The sequence below is a fragment of the Streptomyces sp. NPDC056347 genome, assembly GCF_042262625.1.
Lineage (GTDB): Bacteria > Actinomycetota > Actinomycetes > Streptomycetales > Streptomycetaceae > Streptomyces.
The window spans coordinates 69,580-87,022 of sequence record NZ_JBHJQP010000003.1; the positions used below are offsets into that span (position 1 = coordinate 69,580).

The 17,443-nt window shown below is 72.9% G+C and carries 14 protein-coding genes; 8 read left to right on the forward strand and 6 right to left on the reverse strand.

All coding sequences use genetic code 11. The features are described 5' to 3' along the window. Positions 1-194: 194 nt before the first annotated feature. Positions 195-1,895: a phenylacetic acid degradation protein PaaN gene (paaN, locus tag ACFCV8_RS01755; RefSeq protein WP_376683244.1), complete on the reverse strand. Its 1,701-nt coding sequence runs from the start codon at positions 1,893-1,895 to the stop codon at positions 195-197. A 123-nt stretch (positions 1,896-2,018) separates the two neighbouring features. Between paaN and ACFCV8_RS01760 the strand changes: the two genes are divergently transcribed. Next, positions 2,019-2,612, forward strand: a complete 594-nt coding sequence (locus ACFCV8_RS01760; protein WP_376683245.1) for a TetR/AcrR family transcriptional regulator — start codon at positions 2,019-2,021, stop codon at positions 2,610-2,612. A gap of 136 nt (positions 2,613-2,748) precedes the next feature. Here the strand turns inward: ACFCV8_RS01760 and ACFCV8_RS01765 are convergent, their stop codons facing one another. Continuing rightward, entirely contained in the window at positions 2,749-3,270 is a 522-nt protein-coding gene (locus ACFCV8_RS01765) for an Lrp/AsnC family transcriptional regulator (protein WP_376683246.1), read from the reverse strand. Positions 3,271-3,519: 249 nt separating this feature from the next. Here ACFCV8_RS01765 and pdhA point away from each other — a divergent pair, with 249 nt between their 5' ends. The 7 genes from pdhA to ACFCV8_RS01800 all read left to right on the forward strand — a co-directional run bounded on the left by pdhA (position 3,520) and on the right by ACFCV8_RS01800 (position 11,973). After that, the gene (gene pdhA, locus ACFCV8_RS01770) at positions 3,520-4,668 is read left to right on the forward strand and encodes a pyruvate dehydrogenase (acetyl-transferring) E1 component subunit alpha (RefSeq protein ID WP_376683247.1); all 1,149 of its coding nucleotides are present in this window, start codon (positions 3,520-3,522) and stop codon (positions 4,666-4,668) included. Further along, positions 4,665-5,696 carry an alpha-ketoacid dehydrogenase subunit beta gene (locus ACFCV8_RS01775; RefSeq protein ID WP_376683248.1) on the forward strand — a complete coding sequence of 344 codons (1,032 nt, stop codon included), beginning with the start codon at positions 4,665-4,667 and terminating at the stop codon, positions 5,694-5,696. Before pdhA ends, ACFCV8_RS01775 begins: the two co-directional genes overlap by 4 nt. Next, positions 5,696-7,156, forward strand: coding sequence for a dihydrolipoamide acetyltransferase family protein (locus ACFCV8_RS01780; protein ID WP_376683249.1), 1,461 nt, complete (start codon positions 5,696-5,698; stop codon positions 7,154-7,156). The genes ACFCV8_RS01775 and ACFCV8_RS01780 overlap by 1 nt, the downstream gene beginning before the upstream one ends. 182 nt (positions 7,157-7,338) lie before the next feature. Continuing rightward, positions 7,339-8,202 carry an NTP transferase domain-containing protein gene (locus tag ACFCV8_RS01785; protein ID WP_376683250.1) on the forward strand — a complete coding sequence of 288 codons (864 nt, stop codon included), beginning with the start codon at positions 7,339-7,341 and terminating at the stop codon, positions 8,200-8,202. Next, positions 8,199-9,770: a molybdopterin molybdotransferase MoeA gene (locus ACFCV8_RS01790; protein WP_376683251.1), complete on the forward strand. Its 1,572-nt coding sequence runs from the start codon at positions 8,199-8,201 to the stop codon at positions 9,768-9,770. The genes ACFCV8_RS01785 and ACFCV8_RS01790 overlap by 4 nt, the downstream gene beginning before the upstream one ends. Then, complete coding sequence (locus ACFCV8_RS01795; RefSeq protein WP_376683252.1) at positions 9,728-10,870, forward strand: potassium channel family protein; 1,143 nt, start codon at positions 9,728-9,730, stop codon at positions 10,868-10,870. Before ACFCV8_RS01790 ends, ACFCV8_RS01795 begins: the two co-directional genes overlap by 43 nt. 116 nt (positions 10,871-10,986) lie before the next feature. Then, positions 10,987-11,973: an NAD(P)H-quinone oxidoreductase gene (locus ACFCV8_RS01800; RefSeq protein WP_376683253.1), complete on the forward strand. Its 987-nt coding sequence runs from the start codon at positions 10,987-10,989 to the stop codon at positions 11,971-11,973. Positions 11,974-12,333: 360 nt separating this feature from the next. On the opposite strand, the gene ACFCV8_RS01805 is transcribed toward ACFCV8_RS01800, so the two are convergent. The 4 genes from ACFCV8_RS01805 to ACFCV8_RS01820 all read right to left on the reverse strand — a co-directional run bounded on the left by ACFCV8_RS01805 (position 12,334) and on the right by ACFCV8_RS01820 (position 17,438). Next, positions 12,334-12,885 (reverse strand): bacterial proteasome activator family protein, encoded by a 552-nt coding sequence (locus ACFCV8_RS01805; protein WP_376683254.1) that lies wholly within the window; start codon positions 12,883-12,885, stop codon positions 12,334-12,336. A gap of 123 nt (positions 12,886-13,008) precedes the next feature. Continuing rightward, on the reverse strand, positions 13,009-15,921 hold the full coding sequence (locus ACFCV8_RS01810) for an FtsX-like permease family protein (RefSeq protein WP_376683255.1): 2,913 nt from the start codon (positions 15,919-15,921) through the stop codon (positions 13,009-13,011). Continuing rightward, positions 15,918-16,724, reverse strand: a complete 807-nt coding sequence (locus ACFCV8_RS01815) for an ABC transporter ATP-binding protein (RefSeq protein WP_376683256.1) — start codon at positions 16,722-16,724, stop codon at positions 15,918-15,920. Before ACFCV8_RS01815 ends, ACFCV8_RS01810 begins: the two co-directional genes overlap by 4 nt. A gap of 75 nt (positions 16,725-16,799) precedes the next feature. Continuing rightward, positions 16,800-17,438, reverse strand: a complete 639-nt coding sequence (locus ACFCV8_RS01820; protein ID WP_376683257.1) for a PadR family transcriptional regulator — start codon at positions 17,436-17,438, stop codon at positions 16,800-16,802. Between the last annotated feature and the right edge of the window lie 5 nt (positions 17,439-17,443).

Genomic DNA, 17,443 nt, shown 5'->3' on the forward strand with positions numbered 1-17,443 from the left:
GCACCCCCTCCCCCTGGGGTTGTGGGGGGGCTTTTTTTTTTTTATCCCCCCCCGGCGGGGGGCCCGCGGGGGGGGGGGCTCGCCCCCCGCCCCCCCCCCCCCCGCCCGCCCCCCGGGACTCGGTGCCATAGGGAAGGGAGGGGCGTGGCCGATTCCGGTCGGCCATGCCCCTTTGGGGTGCTCGCCCGGTGTGGTCAGGCCTGGCGGCGGACCTCCACCATGCGGAAGCGGTTGGAGACGAAGGCTCCGTCGCACAGGGCGGCATTCGCCGCCGGGTTTCCGCCCGAGCCGTGGAAGTCGGAGAAGGCCGCGGTCTGGTTGACGTACACCCCGCCGGTCAGGTTCAGCGACAGCTGGGCCGACTCGTCCAGGCAGACGTCCTCCACCGCGCGCTCCACCTCCGGTGAGGTGGTGTACGCGCCGACCGTCATCGCGCCCCGATCGCGGACCGTGCGGCGCAGCAGCTCGATCGCGTCGGCCGTGGAGTCGACCGCGACCGCGAAGGCGACCGGACCGAAGCACTCCGACAGGTAGTGCTTCTCGTCGTCGGGCTTGGTGGCGTCCAGCTTGATGACGACGGGGGTGCGGACCACGGCGTCGGGGAACTCGGGGTTGGTCACCTCGCGGGAGGCCAGGGCCACCTCGCCCAGCTCGGGGGCCGCTTCCAGGCGGGCCTTCACATCGGGGTTGACCAGGGCGCCCAGGAGCGCGTTCGCCCGGGCGTCGTCGCCCAGCAGGCCGGTGACCGCCGCGGCGATGTCGGTGACCACCTCGTCGTACGTCCTGTCGCCGGTGTCGGTGGTGATGCCGTCCCGGGGAATCAGCAGGTTCTGCGGGGTCGTGCACATCTGGCCGCTGTACAGGGAGAGGGAGAACGCCAGGTTGGAGAGCATGCCCCGGTAGTCGTCCGTGGAGTCGACGACGATCGTGTTGACGCCGGCCTTCTCCGTGTAGACCTGGGCCTGGCGGGCGTGGTCCTCCAGCCAGTCACCGAAGGCGGTGGAACCGGTGTAGTCGATGATCCTGACTTCCGGGCGGAGTGCCAGGGACTTCGCGATGCCTTCGCCGGGCCGTTCGGCGGCCAGGGCGACCAGGTTGGGATCGAAGCCCGCCTCGGCGAGCACCTCGCGGGCCACACGCACGGTGAGCGCGAGCGGAAGCACCGCGCGCGGGTGCGGCTTGACCAGGACGGGGTTGCCGGTCGCCAGGGAGGCGAAGAGGCCCGGGTAGCCGTTCCACGTGGGGAAGGTGTTGCAGCCGATCAGGAGCGCGATGCCGCGTGGTGCCGCGGTGAATGCCTTCCGCAGTTGCAGTGGGTCGCGCTTGCCCTGCGGCTTGGACCAGTCGACGCCGCGCGGGGTGCGGGTCTGCTCCTCGTACGCGTACGCCACCGCCTCCAGGCCGCGGTCCTGGGCGTGCGGGCCGCCGGCCTGGAACGCCATCAGGAAGGCCTGGCCGCTGGTGTGCATCACGGCGTGGGCGAATTCGTGCGTCCGCGCGTTGATCCGGGCGAGGATCTCCAGGCAGACCAGTGCCCTGGTCTCGGGGCCCGCGGCCCGCCAGGCGGGCATGGCCGCTCGCATCGCGGGAAGAAGGATGTCCGCGTCGGCGTGGGGATACTCGACGCCGAGCGCCGGTCCGTACGGGGAGACCTCACTGCCCGCCCAGCCGTCGGTGCCGGGCTGGCCGAGGTCGATCCGGGTGTTCAGCACGGCGTCGAACGCGGCCTTGCCCTCGGCGGCGCTCAGACTGCCGGGCGCGCCGCCCTCTCCGTAGGCCTTCGGATGTTCGGGATGCGGGGACCAGTAGCCGCGCGTACGGATCGCGTCGAGGGCCTGGTCGAGCGTGGGGCGGTGCTTCTCGGAGAGCAGGTGCGGGGAGAGCTCGGCGGCCATGACGGACCAACTCCTCGTCGAGCTGGGCAGGAACGGGCGGACAGAGTTAGAGTAACCGAACGATCGGTCGGGACAAGGGGGCCCACCAAACCTGTGGACAACTCGTAGGGGAGGATCGCGGACATGACCACGGCCAAGCGGGACACGTACACCCCGGAGACCCTGCTCACCGTTGCCGTCCGTGTTTTCAACGAGCGCGGCTACGACGGCACGTCCATGGAACATCTGTCCCGGGCGGCGGGGATCTCCAAGTCGTCCATCTACCACCATGTCGCGGGCAAGGAAGAGCTCCTGCGCCGGGCGGTCAGCCGGGCGATCGACGGCCTCTTCGCGATTCTCGGCGAACCGGGGGCCGTGCAGGGGCGGGCGATCGAGCGGGTCGAGTACGTCACCCGCCGTACCGTCGAGGTGCTGATATCCGAACTGCCCTACGTCACGCTGCTGTTGCGGGTGCGGGGCAACACGAAGACGGAGCGCTGGGCCATGGAGCGGCGCCGCGAGTTCGACCAGCGGGTGGCCGATCTGCTCAAGGCCGCCGTCGCGGACGGCGACCTCCGCTCCGACGTGGACATACGACTGGTGACGCGGCTGCTCTTCGGCATGGTCAACTCGCTGGTGGAGTGGTACCGGCCGCTGCCCGACGGCGGGGTCGACGGCGAACTGGTGGCGGACACGCTCGTGCGGGTGGCCTTCGAAGGGATGCGGGCCAGCCGCTGAAGCCGCCGGGCGGGCCGGCGGCCGGAAGGCCGGTGGGTGGGTCGGCCTTCGGCCAGGTGTGGGGCGGTTCCCGGGCAGCTGCGGATCGGTTCTCAGCCGGGCGGGGCCCGGGTTTCAGTCGTTCTCGGGTCGGCTTTCAGTCGAGCTCGGCGGGCCGGGCCGGGCCGGGGATCAGGTCCGTCTCCTCGAACACCAGGATCGTTCGGGTGGAGAGCACCTCCGGGATGGCCTGGATCTTCGTCAGGACCAGTTCGCGCAGTGTTCTGTTGTCCGGGGTGTGCACCAGCAGCAGTACGTCGAAATCGCCGCTGACCAGCGCGATGTGCGTGGCCCCCGGAAGTGCCTGGAGCTCCTCGCGCACCGTGCGCCAGGAGTTCTGGACGATCTTGAGGGTGATGTACGCGGACGCCCCCTGCCCGGCCCGCTCGTGGTCCACGCGCGCGCCGAAGCCGCGGATCACCCCGTCGTCGATGAGCCGGTTGATCCGGGCGTAGGCGTTGGCCCGGGAGACATGGACGCGGTCGGCCACCGACCGTATCGAGGCACGGCCATCCGTCTGGAGCAGCCGCAGGATGTCGCGGTCGATGGCGTCGAGCGGGCGCGCGGGCGGAATCGGGCCCGAGGTGCTGCCCCCGTCGGCCATTTGTTCAGCTGACATGTGCCCCCGCCTCCCTGCCCTGGACGACCTGCCTCTATCCCAGGCTGTGGAGAACCGTTTGTCCACAGGCTGGAGGTGCCTGTAGCCAAAATGCCTTCACGACCGAACAATCGGTAGGTGAGGCAGGCCACAGCCGCGCCTCGGACAGCGCTCGACATTTCGATGCTTTTCGACACCCCTCGGCATCGGACGATCCCCTGATGCCGACAGACGCCGCTCGAAACCCCTCGATGCCAGGAGGTGCTTGTCATGACGGTCCAAGAGCTGCCCGGCGCGGCCGCGTACCGGCCCACGCCGCCCCCGGCCTGGAAGCCGCTCACCGATCCCGCGCCGCTGCTCCCGGACCCCGAGCCGTACCGCGTGCTCGGTACGGACGCCGCGGCCGACGCCGATCCGGAGCTGCTGCTGCGGCTCTACGCGGAACTGGTCCGCGGCCGGAGGTACAACGCGCAGGCCACCGCCCTCACCAAGCAGGGCCGGCTCGCCGTCTACCCGTCGAGCACCGGGCAGGAGGCCTGCGAGATAGCGGCCGCGCTGGTGCTGGAGGAGCGGGACTGGCTCTTTCCCAGCTACCGGGACACCCTCGCGGCGGTGGCGCGCGGGCTGGACCCGGTCGAGGCGCTGACCCTGCTGCGAGGTGACCGGCACACCGGTTACGACCCGCGTGAGCACCGCGTCGCACCGCTCTGCACCCCGCTCGCCACGCAGCTGCCGCATGCCGTCGGGCTGGCGCACGCGGCGCGTCTGAAGGGCGACGACGTGGTGGCGCTCGCCATGGTCGGGGACGGCGGGACCAGCGAGGGCGATTTCCACGAGGCCCTGAATTTCGCGGCCGTCTGGCGCGCTCCGGTCGTCTTCCTCGTACAGAACAACGGCTTCGCGATCTCCGTGCCGCTGGCGAAGCAGACCGCCGCCCCGTCCTTGGCGCACAAGGCCGTGGGGTACGGGATGCCGGGGCGGCTGGTCGACGGGAACGACGCCGCCGCGGTCCACCAGGTTCTTGCCGAGGCGGTGGCGCGGGCCCGCAGCGGCGGCGGGCCGACGCTGGTGGAGGCGTTGACCTACCGCATGGATGCCCATACGAACGCCGACGACGCCACGCGATACCGCGCGGACAGCGAGGTGGAGGTGTGGCGGGCGCACGACCCGATCCGGTTGCTGGAGCGGGAGCTGACCGGGCGGGGGCTGCTCGGCGACGACGGGATCGAGGAGGCGCGCGCGGCCGCCGAGCGGATGGCGGCGGCGTTGCGCGAGCGGATGAACGCCGATCCGGTGCTGGAGCCGATGGATCTGTTCGCCCATGTCTACGCGGAGCGGACCAGCCAGCTCCGTGAGCAGGCGGACCTGTTGCGGGCCGAACTGGAAGCCGGCCAGGACGATGTGGAGGAGGGGCGATGACCACCGCAGCGGTGACGGCCGGGCAGCGGACGACCAAGGCCAGGCCCGCCACGATGGCGCAGGCGCTCGGGCGGGCGCTGCGCGACTCGATGGCCGAGGACCCGGCGGTGCACGTCCTCGGTGAGGACGTCGGCACGCTCGGCGGGGTCTTCCGGATCACCGACGGCCTGGCGAAGGAGTTCGGCGAGGACCGGTGCACGGACACCCCGCTGGCCGAGTCGGGCATTCTCGGGGCGGCCGTGGGCATGGCGATGTACGGGCTGCGTCCCGTGGTGGAGATGCAGTTCGACGCCTTCGCCTACCCGTCGTTCGAGCAGCTGGTGAGCCATGTGGCGAAGATGCGGAACCGGACGGCCGGTGCCATGCCGCTGCCGATCACGATCCGGGTGCCGTACGGCGGCGGGATCGGCGGGGTCGAGCACCACAGCGACTCCTCGGAGGCGTACTACATGGCGACGCCCGGCCTCCACGTCGTCACCCCGGCCACGGTCGAGGACGCGTACGGGCTGCTGAGGGCCTCGATCGCGTCCGACGACCCCGTGGTGTTCCTGGAGCCGAAGCGGCTCTACTGGGCGAAGGCGGACTGGTCGCCCGAGGCGCCGGCGTCCGTGGAGCCGATCGGCCGGGCCGTGGTCCGCAGGCAGGGGCGCAGCGCCACGCTGATCACGTACGGTCCGTCGTTGCCGGTCTGCATGGAGGCGGCGGAAGCGGCCGTCGAGGAGGGCTGGGACCTGGAGGTCGTGGACCTGCGCTCGCTGGTGCCCTTCGACGACGAGACCGTCGCGGCCTCCGTGCGGCGTACGGGGCGTGCGGTCGTCGTGCACGAGTCCTCCGCCTTCGGCGGGCCGGGCGGTGAGATCGCGGCCCGGGTCACGGAGCGCTGCTTCCACCACCTGGAGGCGCCGGTGCTGCGGGTCGCCGGGTTCGACATCCCGTACCCGCCGCCGATGCAGGAGAAGCACCATCTTCCGGGCGTGGACCGGGTGCTGGACGCGGTCGCCCGCTTGCAGTGGGAGGCGCAGAGCTGATGGCCCAGGTGTGCGAATTCAAGCTGCCGGACCTCGGCGAGGGGCTCACCGAGGCGGAGATCGTGCGCTGGCTGGTGGAGGTGGGCGATGTCGTCGCCATCGATCAGCCGGTCGTCGAGGTCGAGACGGCCAAGGCGATGGTGGAGGTGCCGTGCCCGTACGGGGGTGTGGTGACCGCGCGGTTCGGCGAGGAGGGCTCGGAACTCCCGGTCGGGGCGCCGCTGCTGACGGTCGCGGTGGGAGAGGACGCGGTGCCGTCCGCCGAGGATGGTGCCGGTGCCGGCCCTCTTGCCGAGGGCGGGGCGGGGGCCGGGACCGGGGCGGAGACGTCCGGGAACGTGCTGGTCGGGTACGGGACGGGTGCTCCGGTGGCGCGGCGCCGGCGGGTCCGTCCCACTGCGGTGACGGTGGCGTCTGCTTCCGTACGGGGGGCTGGAGCCCCGGCTGCGGAGCCGGTTCCCGCTGCTGCGCCGGATGTGGTGGAAGCGCCGGTGCCGGGCTCGGCGCCAGGGCCGGTGGCGGTTGTCTCGCCGTTGGTGCGGAAGCTCGCCCGGCAGCATGAGCTGGATCTGCGGGAGCTGGCGGGTTCGGGTCCGGACGGGCTGATCCTGCGCGCCGATGTCGAAGCGGCGATCAGGACGCGGGGCGAGCGGGCGGCGGCTTCCGCGGCGGTTCCTTCGGTGGCCGCGGCCCCGGTGGGCGCTGCCCCGGCGGCCGGGACCGCTCCGGTGCGGGTCGTCGCGGCGGGGGCCGGGCAGGAGGCGCAGCGGATCGCGTTGCGCGGTGTGCGGGGGGCGGTCGCCGACAAGCTGGCGCGCAGCCGACGGGAGATCCCCGACGCCACCTGCTGGGTCGACGCCGATGCCACCGAGCTGATGGCGGCACGGGCGGCCATGAACGGCGCGGGTGGTTCGGCCGCGGGGCCCAAGGTGTCGGTGCTGGCTCTGCTGGCCCGTATCTGCACCGCCGCGCTGGCCCGGTTCCCCGAGCTCAACTCCACGGTGGACCTGGAGGCGCGGGAGATCGTGCGCCTGCCGCAGGTCCACCTCGGGTTCGCGGCGCAGACCGAGCGCGGGCTGGTCGTCCCCGTCGTACGGGACGCGCACGCCAGGAACGTCGAGTCGATCGGCGCGGAGATCGCCCGGTTGACCGAGGCGGCGCGGGCCGGGCGGCTGACTCCGGCCGAGCTGACCGGCGGCACGTTCACGCTGAACAACTACGGGGTGTTCGGCGTCGACGGGTCGACCCCGATCATCAACCACCCGGAGGCGGCGATGCTGGGCGTCGGCCGGATCGTGCCCAAGCCCTGGGTGCACCGGGGGGAGCTGGCGGTGCGTCAGGTGGTCCAGCTCTCGCTGACCTTCGACCACCGGGTCTGCGACGGCGGTACGGCGGGCGGCTTCCTGCGCTACATAGCCGACTGTGTGGAGCAACCGGCGGTGCTGCTGCGCACGTTGTAGCCGTGGCCGTGGCCGTGGCCGTGGCCGGGGAGCGGCGTGGACGGTTGTGGGCGACGCTGTGCGGCCGTGTGCGGCCGTGTGCGGCCGTGGGCCCCTTCTTCCGGGAGACCGGGAGACCGGGAGACCGGGAGACCGGGAGACCGGGAGGAACCGCTGGGCCCGCGGCCCGCATACTCGGAGGCATGACCGCGTATGACGCCATCGTCTTGGCCGGAGGGGCCGCCAAGCGGCTCGGCGGTGCCGACAAGCCCGGGATCCGGGTCGGTGGCCGTGCGCTGCTCGACCGGGTTCTCGCGGCCTGCGCCGACGCCTCGACGACCGTGGTGGTGGGCGGGCGCCGGCCCACAGTGCGGCCGGTGACCTGGGCGTACGAAGAACCCCGGGGCGGTGGCCCGTTGGCCGCACTCGACGCCGGGGTCCGGCGGACCACGGCCGACCGGTTCCTGGTGCTCTCCGCCGACCTGCCGTTCCTCGGGCCGGGCACGGTCGGGGCGCTGCTGTCGGCCGTACGGGAGGAGCGGTGGGAGGGGGCCCTGTGCGTGGATCGGCAGGGCCGGGACCAGCCGCTCGTCGCGGTCTACCGTGCCGAGCCGCTCCGTCGCGAACTCGCGCTGCTCGCCGCCGAGCACGGCGGTCTGTCCGGGCTTCCCCTGCGTCTGTTGACGAGCGAAATGGACCTTGCCCGGGTGGAGCTCGACCCCCTCGCCTCTTTCGACTGCGACACCTGGGAGGACATTGCGGTGGCCCGGGCCCGCATCAGAGAGCATGGGGCCGTGCTGGATGAATGGATCACCGCAGTCAAGAACGAACTCGGTATCGAACTCGACGTCGACACCGACGTCCTGCTCGACCTGGCCAGGGACGCCGCTCACGGTGTGGCCCGGCCCGCCGCGCCGCTGACGACCTTCCTGGTCGGGTACGCGGCGGCCAAGGCCGCCGGTGAGGCAGCGGGCGAGGGCGGTGACGGTGCCACGGCGGTGGCCGAGGCCGCCCGGAAGGCCGCCGCACTCGCCCTTCGCTGGGCGGACGAGAACGAGAAGCGGTGACCGGCCCCGGCGGTGCGGCCGGTACGCCCTCGGGCGGCGGCTCGTTCTCCGCTGCCGACGCGGGTTCGGACCCCGGATCGCGGGCGTCCGAGGTGGAGCGGGCCGTGGAACAGGCCCTCGCGCTGGTCGCCGGCAGCCCGTCCGACGAGCACCGCCCCATGGGCCGACGGCCCCCTGGCACCGGACAGCCGCAGGGGCGGAGGGCGGGCTCCTGGCCGGAGGCCCGTGCGCTTGCCGCTCGGACGGGGCGTGCCGCAGGGGCCCGGTCCGTCCGGGTTCCGCTCGACCGGACACTCGGGCAGGTCCTCGCCGAGCCGCTGGTCGCGCTCACCGACCTGCCGTCCTTCGACACCTCCGCGATGGACGGGTGGGCCGTCTCCGGGCCGGGGCCGTGGCAGATCCAGGAGGCCGGGGGCAGGGACGGGGCCGGGCACGAGGGCCGGACCGGGGGCGGCGGTGTGGGCATCCTCGCCGGAAAAGGAACCGTCCCCGAGCTGCCCGACGGGTCCGCCGTACGGATCGCCACGGGCGCCCGCATCCCGCCCGACGCCACCGCCGTGATCCGCAGCGAACACGCCCGCGTCGACGGGACCACGGGCCCGCTCCACGCGGAGCGCCGGGTGCTGCCAGGTCAGGACATCAGGCCCAGGGGCCAGGAATGCCGCTCGGGCGACCTGCTGATGCCCGCCGGAGCGCTGATGACGCCCGCCGTTCTCGGCCTGGCGGCCGCGGCCGGGTACGACACGCTCGCGATGGTGCCGCGCCCACGCGTCGACGTGCTCGTGCTCGGCGACGAGCTGCTGACCGGCGGCCTGCCGCACGACGGGCTGATCCGCGACGCGCTCGGCCCGATGATCGGCCCCTGGCTGCGCGCCCTGGGGGCCGAGGTGTCGGCCCCGCTGCACCTCGGGGACGACGCGGCCGCTCTGCGTCACGCCCTGACCACGTCCGACGCCGATCTGGTGATCACCACGGGCGGTACGGCCGCGGGGCCCGTCGACCATGTTCACCTTGTCCTCGCCGAGGTCGGTGCCGTGCTGCTGGTGGACGGGGTCGCGGTCCGGCCCGGCCATCCGATGCTGCTGGCCCGGCTCGGAAGGAGGGACGCGGCGGACCGGGCCGCGGCCGGGCGTGGAGAACGGGGCGGGGACGGCGACCGGGACAGGTACGTCGTCGGGCTGCCTGGTAACCCCCTGGCCGCCGTCTCCGGGCTGCTCACCCTCGCCGAGCCCCTGCTGCGCGGGCTGGCGGGCCGGGCACCGGAACCGCCGTACCGGATTCCCGTCAGCGAGGACGTACAGGGACACCCGCACGACACCCGTCTGGTACCCGTCGCCCACCACACGGGCGGCCTGGAAACGGACGCCGGAGCCAGGGGCGGAACCGGGGGCGGTGACGAGTGCGTCGTACCGCTGCGTTACAACGGTCCAGCGATGCTTCGTGGCATCGCCGCGGCCGATGGACTGGCCGTCGTACCGCCGGGCGGGGTACGGTCCGGCACCGAAGTGGAGATCCTCGATCTCCCGTGGGCCTCGGCGCTGCCGTGGACGGAAGGGTGTTTCACGTGAAACTTCCCGGCCACGATGCGATGGCCAGGCGTGCGGACGAACATGTCGTACCCACTCGGGTGCTGCTTCCGCGCAGGGTGGTCGACGGACCGGCGCGGCAGGTGGCCAAGCGGCTGCTGATGGCGCTTCTGGTCCTGGCCGCCACGGTGCTGATCGTCTGGCTGGACCGGGGCGGTTACCACGATGCCGCCGACGACAAGGTCGACCTGCTGGACGCGGTGTACTACGCCACGGTCACCCTCTCCACCACCGGCTACGGCGACATCACCCCGTACGGGGACGGCGCCCGGCTCACCAACGTGGTGCTCGTGACACCACTGCGGGTGCTCTTCCTGATCATCCTGGTCGGCACCACCCTCGAGGTCCTCACGGAACGGACCCGGGAGGATTTCCGGCTGAAGCGTTGGAGAACCAACTTGCGCGAGCACACCGTCGTCGTCGGCTTCGGTACGAAGGGCCGCTCGGCCATCCAGACCCTGCGTGCCACCGGCCTGAAGAAGGAACAGATCGTCGTCGTCGACCCGGCGACCAAGGTGATCGAGATCGCCAACGCCGAGGGATTCGTCGGCGTGGTCGGCGACGCGACACGCAGCGAGGTGCTTCTGCGGGCCGAGCTCCAGAAGGCGCGCCAGATCATCATCGCCACGCAGCGCGACGACACGGCGGTGCTGGTGGCGCTGACGGCCCGGCAGCTCAACCGCGGCGCGAAGATCGTCGCGGCGGTCCGCGAGGAGGAGAACGCCCCGCTGCTCCGGCAGTCGGGCGCCGACGCGGTGATCACCAGTGCCAGCGCGGCGGGCCGGCTGCTGGGTCTGTCCGTGCTCAGCCCGAGCGCGGGCACGGTGATGGAGGACCTGATCCAGCAGGGCAGCGGGCTCGATCTCGTCGAACGGCCGGTGATAAAGGCCGAGGTGGGCAAGAGCGTCCGGGAGACCGACGACCTCGTGGTCAGCGTGCTGCGCGGGCACCGGCTGCTGGGTTACGACGATCCCGCGGCCAGCCCGCTCCAGTTGACGGACCGGCTGATCACCATCGTCCGGGTCTCGAACGACACGCCGCCAGAGCAGCTGCCCAAGGTCGGACCGCGCCCGCTCGACTGACTCGGCCGCCGACGGCTTCGTCGCCTCACGGGTTTCGAGTACTTCACGGGTTTCGGGGACTTAGCGGCTTCACGGGTTTCGGGGACTTCGTGGGGGTACGGAGTAGCCTCGCCGCCATGTATGCGATCACGATCCCTGAACCCGGTGGCCCCGAGGCGCTCGTCTGGGCCGAGGTGCCCGATCCGGTGGCCGGTGAGGGCGAGGTCCTCGTCGATGTGGCCGCCAGCGCGGTCAACCGCGCGGACGTGTTGCAGCGGCAGGGGCTCTACAACCCGCCGCCCGGCGCGTCCCCGTATCCCGGACTGGAGTGCGCGGGGCGCATCTCGGCGGTCGGCCCCGGCGTCACCGGGTGGGCGGTCGGCGACGAGGTGTGCGCGCTGCTCGCGGGCGGCGGATACGCGGAGAAGGTGGCCGTGCCCACCGGGCAGCTGCTCCCGGTGCCGGACGGTGTCGAACCGGCCCTGGCGGCGGCGCTGCCCGAGGTGACGGCCACGGTCTGGTCCAACGTCTTCATGGTGGCCCATCTGCGTCCCGGCGAGACGCTGCTGGTGCACGGCGGGTCCAGCGGCATCGGCACGATGGCGATCCAGCTCGCCAAGGCCGTGGGCGCGCGGGTCGCGGTCACCGCCGGGGGGCCCGAGAAACTGGCGCGCTGCGCCGAGCTGGGGGCCGACGTCCTCATCGACTACCGGCAGCAGGACTTCGTCGAGGAAGTCCGCCGGGCGACCGACGGGGCCGGGGCGGACGTCATTCTCGACATCGTCGGCGCGAAGTACCTGGACCGGAACGTGCAGGCGCTCGCCGTGAACGGCAGGCTGGCCGTCATCGGTCTCCAGGGAGGCGTCAAGGGCGAGCTGAACCTGGGCGCCCTGCTGAACAAGCGGGCGGCCGTCACCGCGACCTCGCTGCGCGGCCGCCCGCTCGCCGAGAAGGCCGCCATCGTCGCCGCGGTGCGCGAGCACGTCTGGCCGCTGATCGCGGACGGCGTCGTACGGCCGGTCGTGGACCGTACGGTGCCGATGCCGGACGCCGCCGAGGCGCATCGGGTGCTGGAGTCCAGTGCGCACATCGGGAAGGTCCTGCTCCAGGTACCGCCGCGCTGACGGTCGCCCGCGCGGCGATGGCGGCGATGACGTGCTGCGGGGGCGGGCGCTGTGCGGCTGCGAGCCGTGGGCCGGGGCGCCGTGCGGCCAGGACGCGCTGCTGGGCGTGGGGTGGCTGAGGCGTGGCGCGGGCGGGCGCTGTGTGGTTACGGCGGGCTGTCGGCGTTCGCGCAGCCGCGACGCGCTGCCGGGCGCCGCGCAGCGCGTCGTGCCTGCGTGGCTTCGTGCCTGCGTGGCGTCGCGCCTACGTGCCTGGGTGGCTTCGCGCCTGCGTGGCTTCGCAGCCCGGATACGTGCGAAAGCCCGGCGCACCGGTCGTGGACCAGGTGTGCCGGGCTTTGTGCGAGGTTCGGTCGGAGGTCAGAGATACGGGCCCGTGCGGACCGGCCCGTGCGGGTCGGGGTCGCTGCCGTCCTCCTCGTGGATGCTGCCCGGCGGGAGGGCGCGGCGCATCTGCTCCAGCTGGGCCCGGGCCGCCATCTGCTGGGCGAACAGGGTCGTCTGGATGCCGTGGAAGAGGCCCTCCAGCCAGCCCACCAACTGGGCCTGCGCGATCCGCAGTTCCGCCTCGGAGGGCACCGAGTCGTCGGTGAACGGCAGGGAGAGCCGCTCCAGCTCCTCCACCAGCTCCGGAGCGAGGCCGTCCTCCAGCTCCTTCACGGAACCGGCGTGGATCTCCTTCAGCCTGACCCGGCTCGCCTCGTCGAGAGGAGCCGCCCTGACCTCTTCGAGGAGCTGTTTGATCATGCTGCCGATGCGCATGACCTTCGCGGGCTGTTCGACCATCTCCGTCACCGGGACCTCACGCGATTCGTCGTCAGTGCCACCGCCGCCGCCGATCGCCATGCCGTCCTGCCCCACCACGAGGACTTGGGGGTGCTCCTGCGACCGTTCATTCCTCGGCATCTCCATGGCGTCATTGTCTCGCACACCTGCTGTACGACACTGTGGTGCCCCCGCAAACGGCTGATCCACCATCGCGCTCCGCCATCCGGTCCGTCATCCGCTCCGTCAACCGGTCCGTCATCCGGTCCGTCATCCGGTCCGTCGGGCCGGTGCGACGCGCGAGCGGGTGAGCGCCGCGGCGAGCAGTCCGGCCAGCAGCGGAACCACCACGACGATCACGCCGAGGGTGCCCCAGGGCAGTGCGATCGGTGTGTACGCCGACTCCATGGGGAACTGGCGCATCGCCGCCATCGCGTCGCGCAGATCGACGAGCCGCAGCGCCACCGCGGGCACCAGGCCCGCCACCGTGCCGAGCACCACCCCCGTGAGCGCCACCACGAGGCACTGGAGGCCGGACAGCCGGCGCCGTACACCCGGCGGTGCGCCCACCGCGCTGAGCGTGCCGAGGTCGGCCTCCGCGTCGGCCTTCGCGAGCCCCGTGGCGATCGCCGCCGCCCCCAGGGTCACCACCCCGGCGAACAGCGTGAGGATCAGCAGCGCGGTGTCCTCCCTGCCGGAGGGGCCCGACTCGGCCCGGAACCAGATGCCGCCGCCCGTCTGGTCGAGCGCCGCACGCGTCCGCTGGTTCTCGGCGTTCGTCGGCGGGTGGACGGCGGTGTACACGCTTCCGGCGGGGGCGGTGTGCAGGCCGAGCCGGTCCGCGGCGCGCTGCGGCATGATCAGGGTCGTGCCGGGCGTGGCCGCGTACTTCGCGGGCGCCACGTACACCTTGATCCGGTCCGTGGTGGTCCGGGGCCTGCCCGGGTGCCGGTCCCGGTTCTTGACGTCCTTGGCGCTGTAGCGGTGCACGGCCTCGATGGTGACCTCGCCGTTCTTCGCGTACGCCTCGTTGAGCAGGACCGGGGTGCCCGCCGCGAGGGCCTCGGCGGCGGCGGGGTCGTCGAGCTTCGCGTGGACGTCGAGCAGGGTCCGGTCCCCGACGAGGATGCCGGTGGAGCCCGAGTCGAACATCGCCGCCGGTGAACCGACGGCGAGGCAGGCCGGGGACCGCATCAGTTCCTTGTGCTCGTCGGCGGAGAGGCGGGCGGCGAGCTTCCCGGCGCCCTTGCCGGAGAGCGGGCAGGTGTGGCCCTTCCCGGTGGGCAGGACCAGCCGCAACGAGCCGCAGTCGGCTTCCTCGCCGCCGTAGACATTGCAGTCGCTGCCCGCCCAGACCCGCCGGTAGTCGGCGCGTTCGCCGGTGACGGCCAGGTTCCGTTCGACGGCGGCCCGGGCCTGCGGGAGCCGTTCGGCGATGTCGGCCTCGACGGAGAAGGCGGCGGAGAGCACGACGGTGCCCTCCGTCATCGTGGGGACGTAGTCGAACTCCTTCTCGGCCACGGAGCTGGACATGTACGTCGCGACGGCCACCGACCCCGCGACCGCCGCCATCACGGCCGCGACCGCCGGAGCTGTACGGCCCCGGTTGCGGGCGGCGTCGCGCAGCGCCATCCGGGGCGAGAGCGGCAGCCTGCGGCCGAGCCGGCCGAGGAGGCCGACGAGCACCGGGATGCAGGCGAGCAGCCCGAGTTCGGCGGTCACCGAGCCGCCCACGATCAGCAGGGCGTTGCCGCCGGTGCCGCCGAGGACGGCGACGGCGACGCCGAGGACCAGGACGCAGCAGCCCAGCATCGGCAGGACCCGGGAGGAGCGGCGGACGCCGCGTCGGCCGGTCAGCGATTCGAGTACGGGGCGCCGGCCGGCGGCGACGGCCGGTGCGAACGCCGCGAGAAGACCGGTGATCAGACCGAGCGCCGCGATGCCCAGCAGTTCCGCCGGCCGCAGATCGAGGGAGACGAAGCGGCGTCCGGCCCACTCCTCGATCATCGGGCGGAACACGGCGGTGAGCCCGAGCCCGGCCGCCACACCGGCCACCGCCCCGATCCCGCCGAGCACGAGACCGCCGCCGAGCACCACGGCCCGGACATGGCGCCGGTCCCCGCCGCAGGTGCCGAGGAGGCCGAGCTGACGGCGGGAGCGGCGCGCGCCGACCGCGAAGGCGGGCCCGGCGAGCAGCACGATCTCCAGCACCGCCATGGCCGGCACGGTGACGAGCGCGACGCCCAGCTCCCCGGCGTCGGCGCCGTACGGTGTCCAGCCCTTCCGGGCCAGCGGGACCTCGGAGTCCGGCGGCGGGTCGAGCACGACCTGGCGGGACTTGACGAGGACGCCCGACTCATTGGCCCGCCTGATGTCGGGCCAGGTCACCCCCACCCCTTCGGGGCCCTTGACCAGCCAGTCCCTGGGGGTCGTGTTCGGTGGCAGCACCTTCTTGTCGTGCGCGGCCACGGCCTGCCAGGGGGCGATGACCGCTCCGGGGTCGGCGTACAGCGCCTGGTTCCGCAGCGCGGCCGGTTCCTCGACGACGCCGGTGATCCGGTACGTCCGGCCGGAGTTGCGCACGGTGGTGGTCGAGCCGATGTCCAGCCCGGTCGCGCTCAGGAACGGCTCGGTGGCCGCGACTTCGTCCCCGCCGTGCGGGTATTCGCCGCGTACGAGGTCGATCAGGCCGCGGACCAGCGCGTCCGAGGTCCGGACCTCGCGGATGTCGGTGCTGGTGACGCCGTACTTCGTGGTGACGTCCGCGGGGACGGACTCGACGCTGATCGCGCGCGAGCCCCTGGGGAACGTGGCTCCGATGTCCACGGGCAGCTCCGAATCCGAATCCGAATCCGAATTCAGCTCCGTATGCGGCCCGGAGTCGGACCTCGGCTCCGACTCCGAGGGGCTCTCCTCGACCCGCTCGTACGCGGTGCCGTCCGGCAGCTGCTCGATGGCGCCGCCGGTCTGCTGGTCGCTGAAGAGGGCGTCGGCGGCGCCCATCTCCGCCGTCAGCTGTTCGGCCGTGGTCGGCTCCGAGCTGCGGTACGTCACGTCGAGCGCGGTGACGCCCAGTACCGGCAGGGCGATCATCGCGACCACCAGCGCGCTGCGGCCCTTGGCGCGCAGGGCGTCGCGCCGGGCCATACGGAGGGCCGCGCGCCAGCCCGAGAAGGCGTTCACTCAGCGACCCCAGCGGCCCCAGCAGTCCCAGCGGCTCCGGCGCTCAGCAGCGATTCGGCGCCGGTGCTCCGCGACTGGTCGACGATCACGCCGTCCCGCAGGAACACGACCCGGTCGGCCCAGGCCGCGTACCGGGGCTCGTGCGTCACCATCACCCCGGCCGCGCCGCGGTCGCAGCGGTTGCGGAGCAGCGCGAGCACCGCCTCGCCGGTCTCGGAGTCGAGGGCCCCGGTCGGCTCGTCGGCGAGCACCAGCCGCCGGTCCCCCACCAGCGCACGGGCGATCGCGACGCGCTGCTGCTGCCCGCCGGACATCTCGTCCGGGAACCGGTCGGCGATCTCCAGCAGCCGCATTTCCTCCAGTGCCGCCCGTGCCTCCTTGCGGGCCTTGCGCACGGGGACGCCGTCGAGCTCGCGCGGCAGGGCGATGTTCTCGGCTGCGGTGAGGGCGGGGATGAGGTTGTAGTCCTGGAAGACGTAGCCGACGCTGCGGCGGCGCAGGGCCGCGACGCCCTTGCGGCCGAGGGCGGCGATGTCCCGGCCCTCGATGACGACCTGGCCGCTGGTCGCGGTGTCGAGGCCGCCCGCGAGGGTCAGCAGCGTCGACTTGCCGGAGCCCGAGGGGCCCATCACGGCGACGAGTTCCCCGGCGTGGACGCGGAGGTCGACGCCGCGCAGCGCGTGCACCTCGGCGGGGCCGGAGCCGTGGACGCGTGTGAGCGCCCGGAGTTCGAGCACCGGTTCGTCGGCCGGTGGCGGCGGCCCGGCGGGTGTCGCGGCCTGGGTCGGGGCGTGCGAGGACATGGTGAGCGGTTCCCCCCAAGGAACGGAAAGCGGGTGAGTGGCGAGGCGTACGGCGCTACGGAGCGCCGGGACGCGTCACGTGCGGGGCACGGCCCGGCCGCGCGCAGGGGCTCCGGACGTACGGGCACCGGGTGTACGGGCACCGGGTGTCCGGGCACCGGGTTCCGGTTCCCTGGCGGCGGCCTCGGCGAAGCGGACGAGCCGGGTCTCGCAGTGGTCGAGCCAGCGCGCCTCGGCCTCCGCCTGGAAGATCAGCTGGTCCAGTACGAGCAGCCAGGCGACCTCGTCGCGGTCGGCGGGCACCTCGCCGAGCGACCGGGCCTTGAGGCGGGTGTAGTCCTGCATCGCCTTCAGGGTGTGGTGGCGCTGGGACTGGATGACGGCGCGGATGTCGACACCGGGCACGCCGACCGCCATGGCCAGCTTGATGGCCAGCTCGTCGCGGGGCGGGCTGCTGCGGTCGACCGGTGTCTCGAACCAGCTCCGCAGCTCGGTGCGTCCGGTGCCGGTGATCGCGTAGAGGGCGTGTCCCTGGTCGTCCTCGTCGTCCTGGACGACCAGGCCGTCGCGCTCCAGCCGGCCCAGCGTCGTGTAGACCTGCCCGACGTTGAGCGGCCAGGTGGAGCCGGTGCGGGACTCGAATTCGGTACGGAGCTGGGAGCCGTAGCGAGGCCCCCGTTCCAGGAGGGCAAGCAGCCCGTGGCGGATCGACATACTCA

Excerpts from the sequence above, each read along its gene's own strand:
- paaN (WP_376683244.1), bottom strand. The coding sequence starts at position 1,895 with ATGGCCGCCGAGCTCTCCCCGCACCTGCTCTCCGAGAAGCACCGCCCC.
- ACFCV8_RS01760 (WP_376683245.1), top strand. The coding sequence starts at position 2,019 with ATGACCACGGCCAAGCGGGACACGTACACCCCGGAGACCCTGCTCACC.
- ACFCV8_RS01765 (WP_376683246.1), bottom strand. The coding sequence starts at position 3,270 with ATGTCAGCTGAACAAATGGCCGACGGGGGCAGCACCTCGGGCCCGATT.
- pdhA (WP_376683247.1), top strand. The coding sequence starts at position 3,520 with ATGACGGTCCAAGAGCTGCCCGGCGCGGCCGCGTACCGGCCCACGCCG.
- ACFCV8_RS01775 (WP_376683248.1), top strand. The coding sequence starts at position 4,665 with ATGACCACCGCAGCGGTGACGGCCGGGCAGCGGACGACCAAGGCCAGG.
- ACFCV8_RS01780 (WP_376683249.1), top strand. The coding sequence starts at position 5,696 with ATGGCCCAGGTGTGCGAATTCAAGCTGCCGGACCTCGGCGAGGGGCTC.
- ACFCV8_RS01785 (WP_376683250.1), top strand. The coding sequence starts at position 7,339 with ATGACCGCGTATGACGCCATCGTCTTGGCCGGAGGGGCCGCCAAGCGG.
- ACFCV8_RS01800 (WP_376683253.1), top strand. The coding sequence starts at position 10,987 with ATGTATGCGATCACGATCCCTGAACCCGGTGGCCCCGAGGCGCTCGTC.
- ACFCV8_RS01805 (WP_376683254.1), bottom strand. The coding sequence starts at position 12,885 with ATGGAGATGCCGAGGAATGAACGGTCGCAGGAGCACCCCCAAGTCCTC.
- ACFCV8_RS01815 (WP_376683256.1), bottom strand. The coding sequence starts at position 16,724 with ATGTCCTCGCACGCCCCGACCCAGGCCGCGACACCCGCCGGGCCGCCG.
- ACFCV8_RS01820 (WP_376683257.1), bottom strand. The coding sequence starts at position 17,438 with ATGTCGATCCGCCACGGGCTGCTTGCCCTCCTGGAACGGGGGCCTCGC.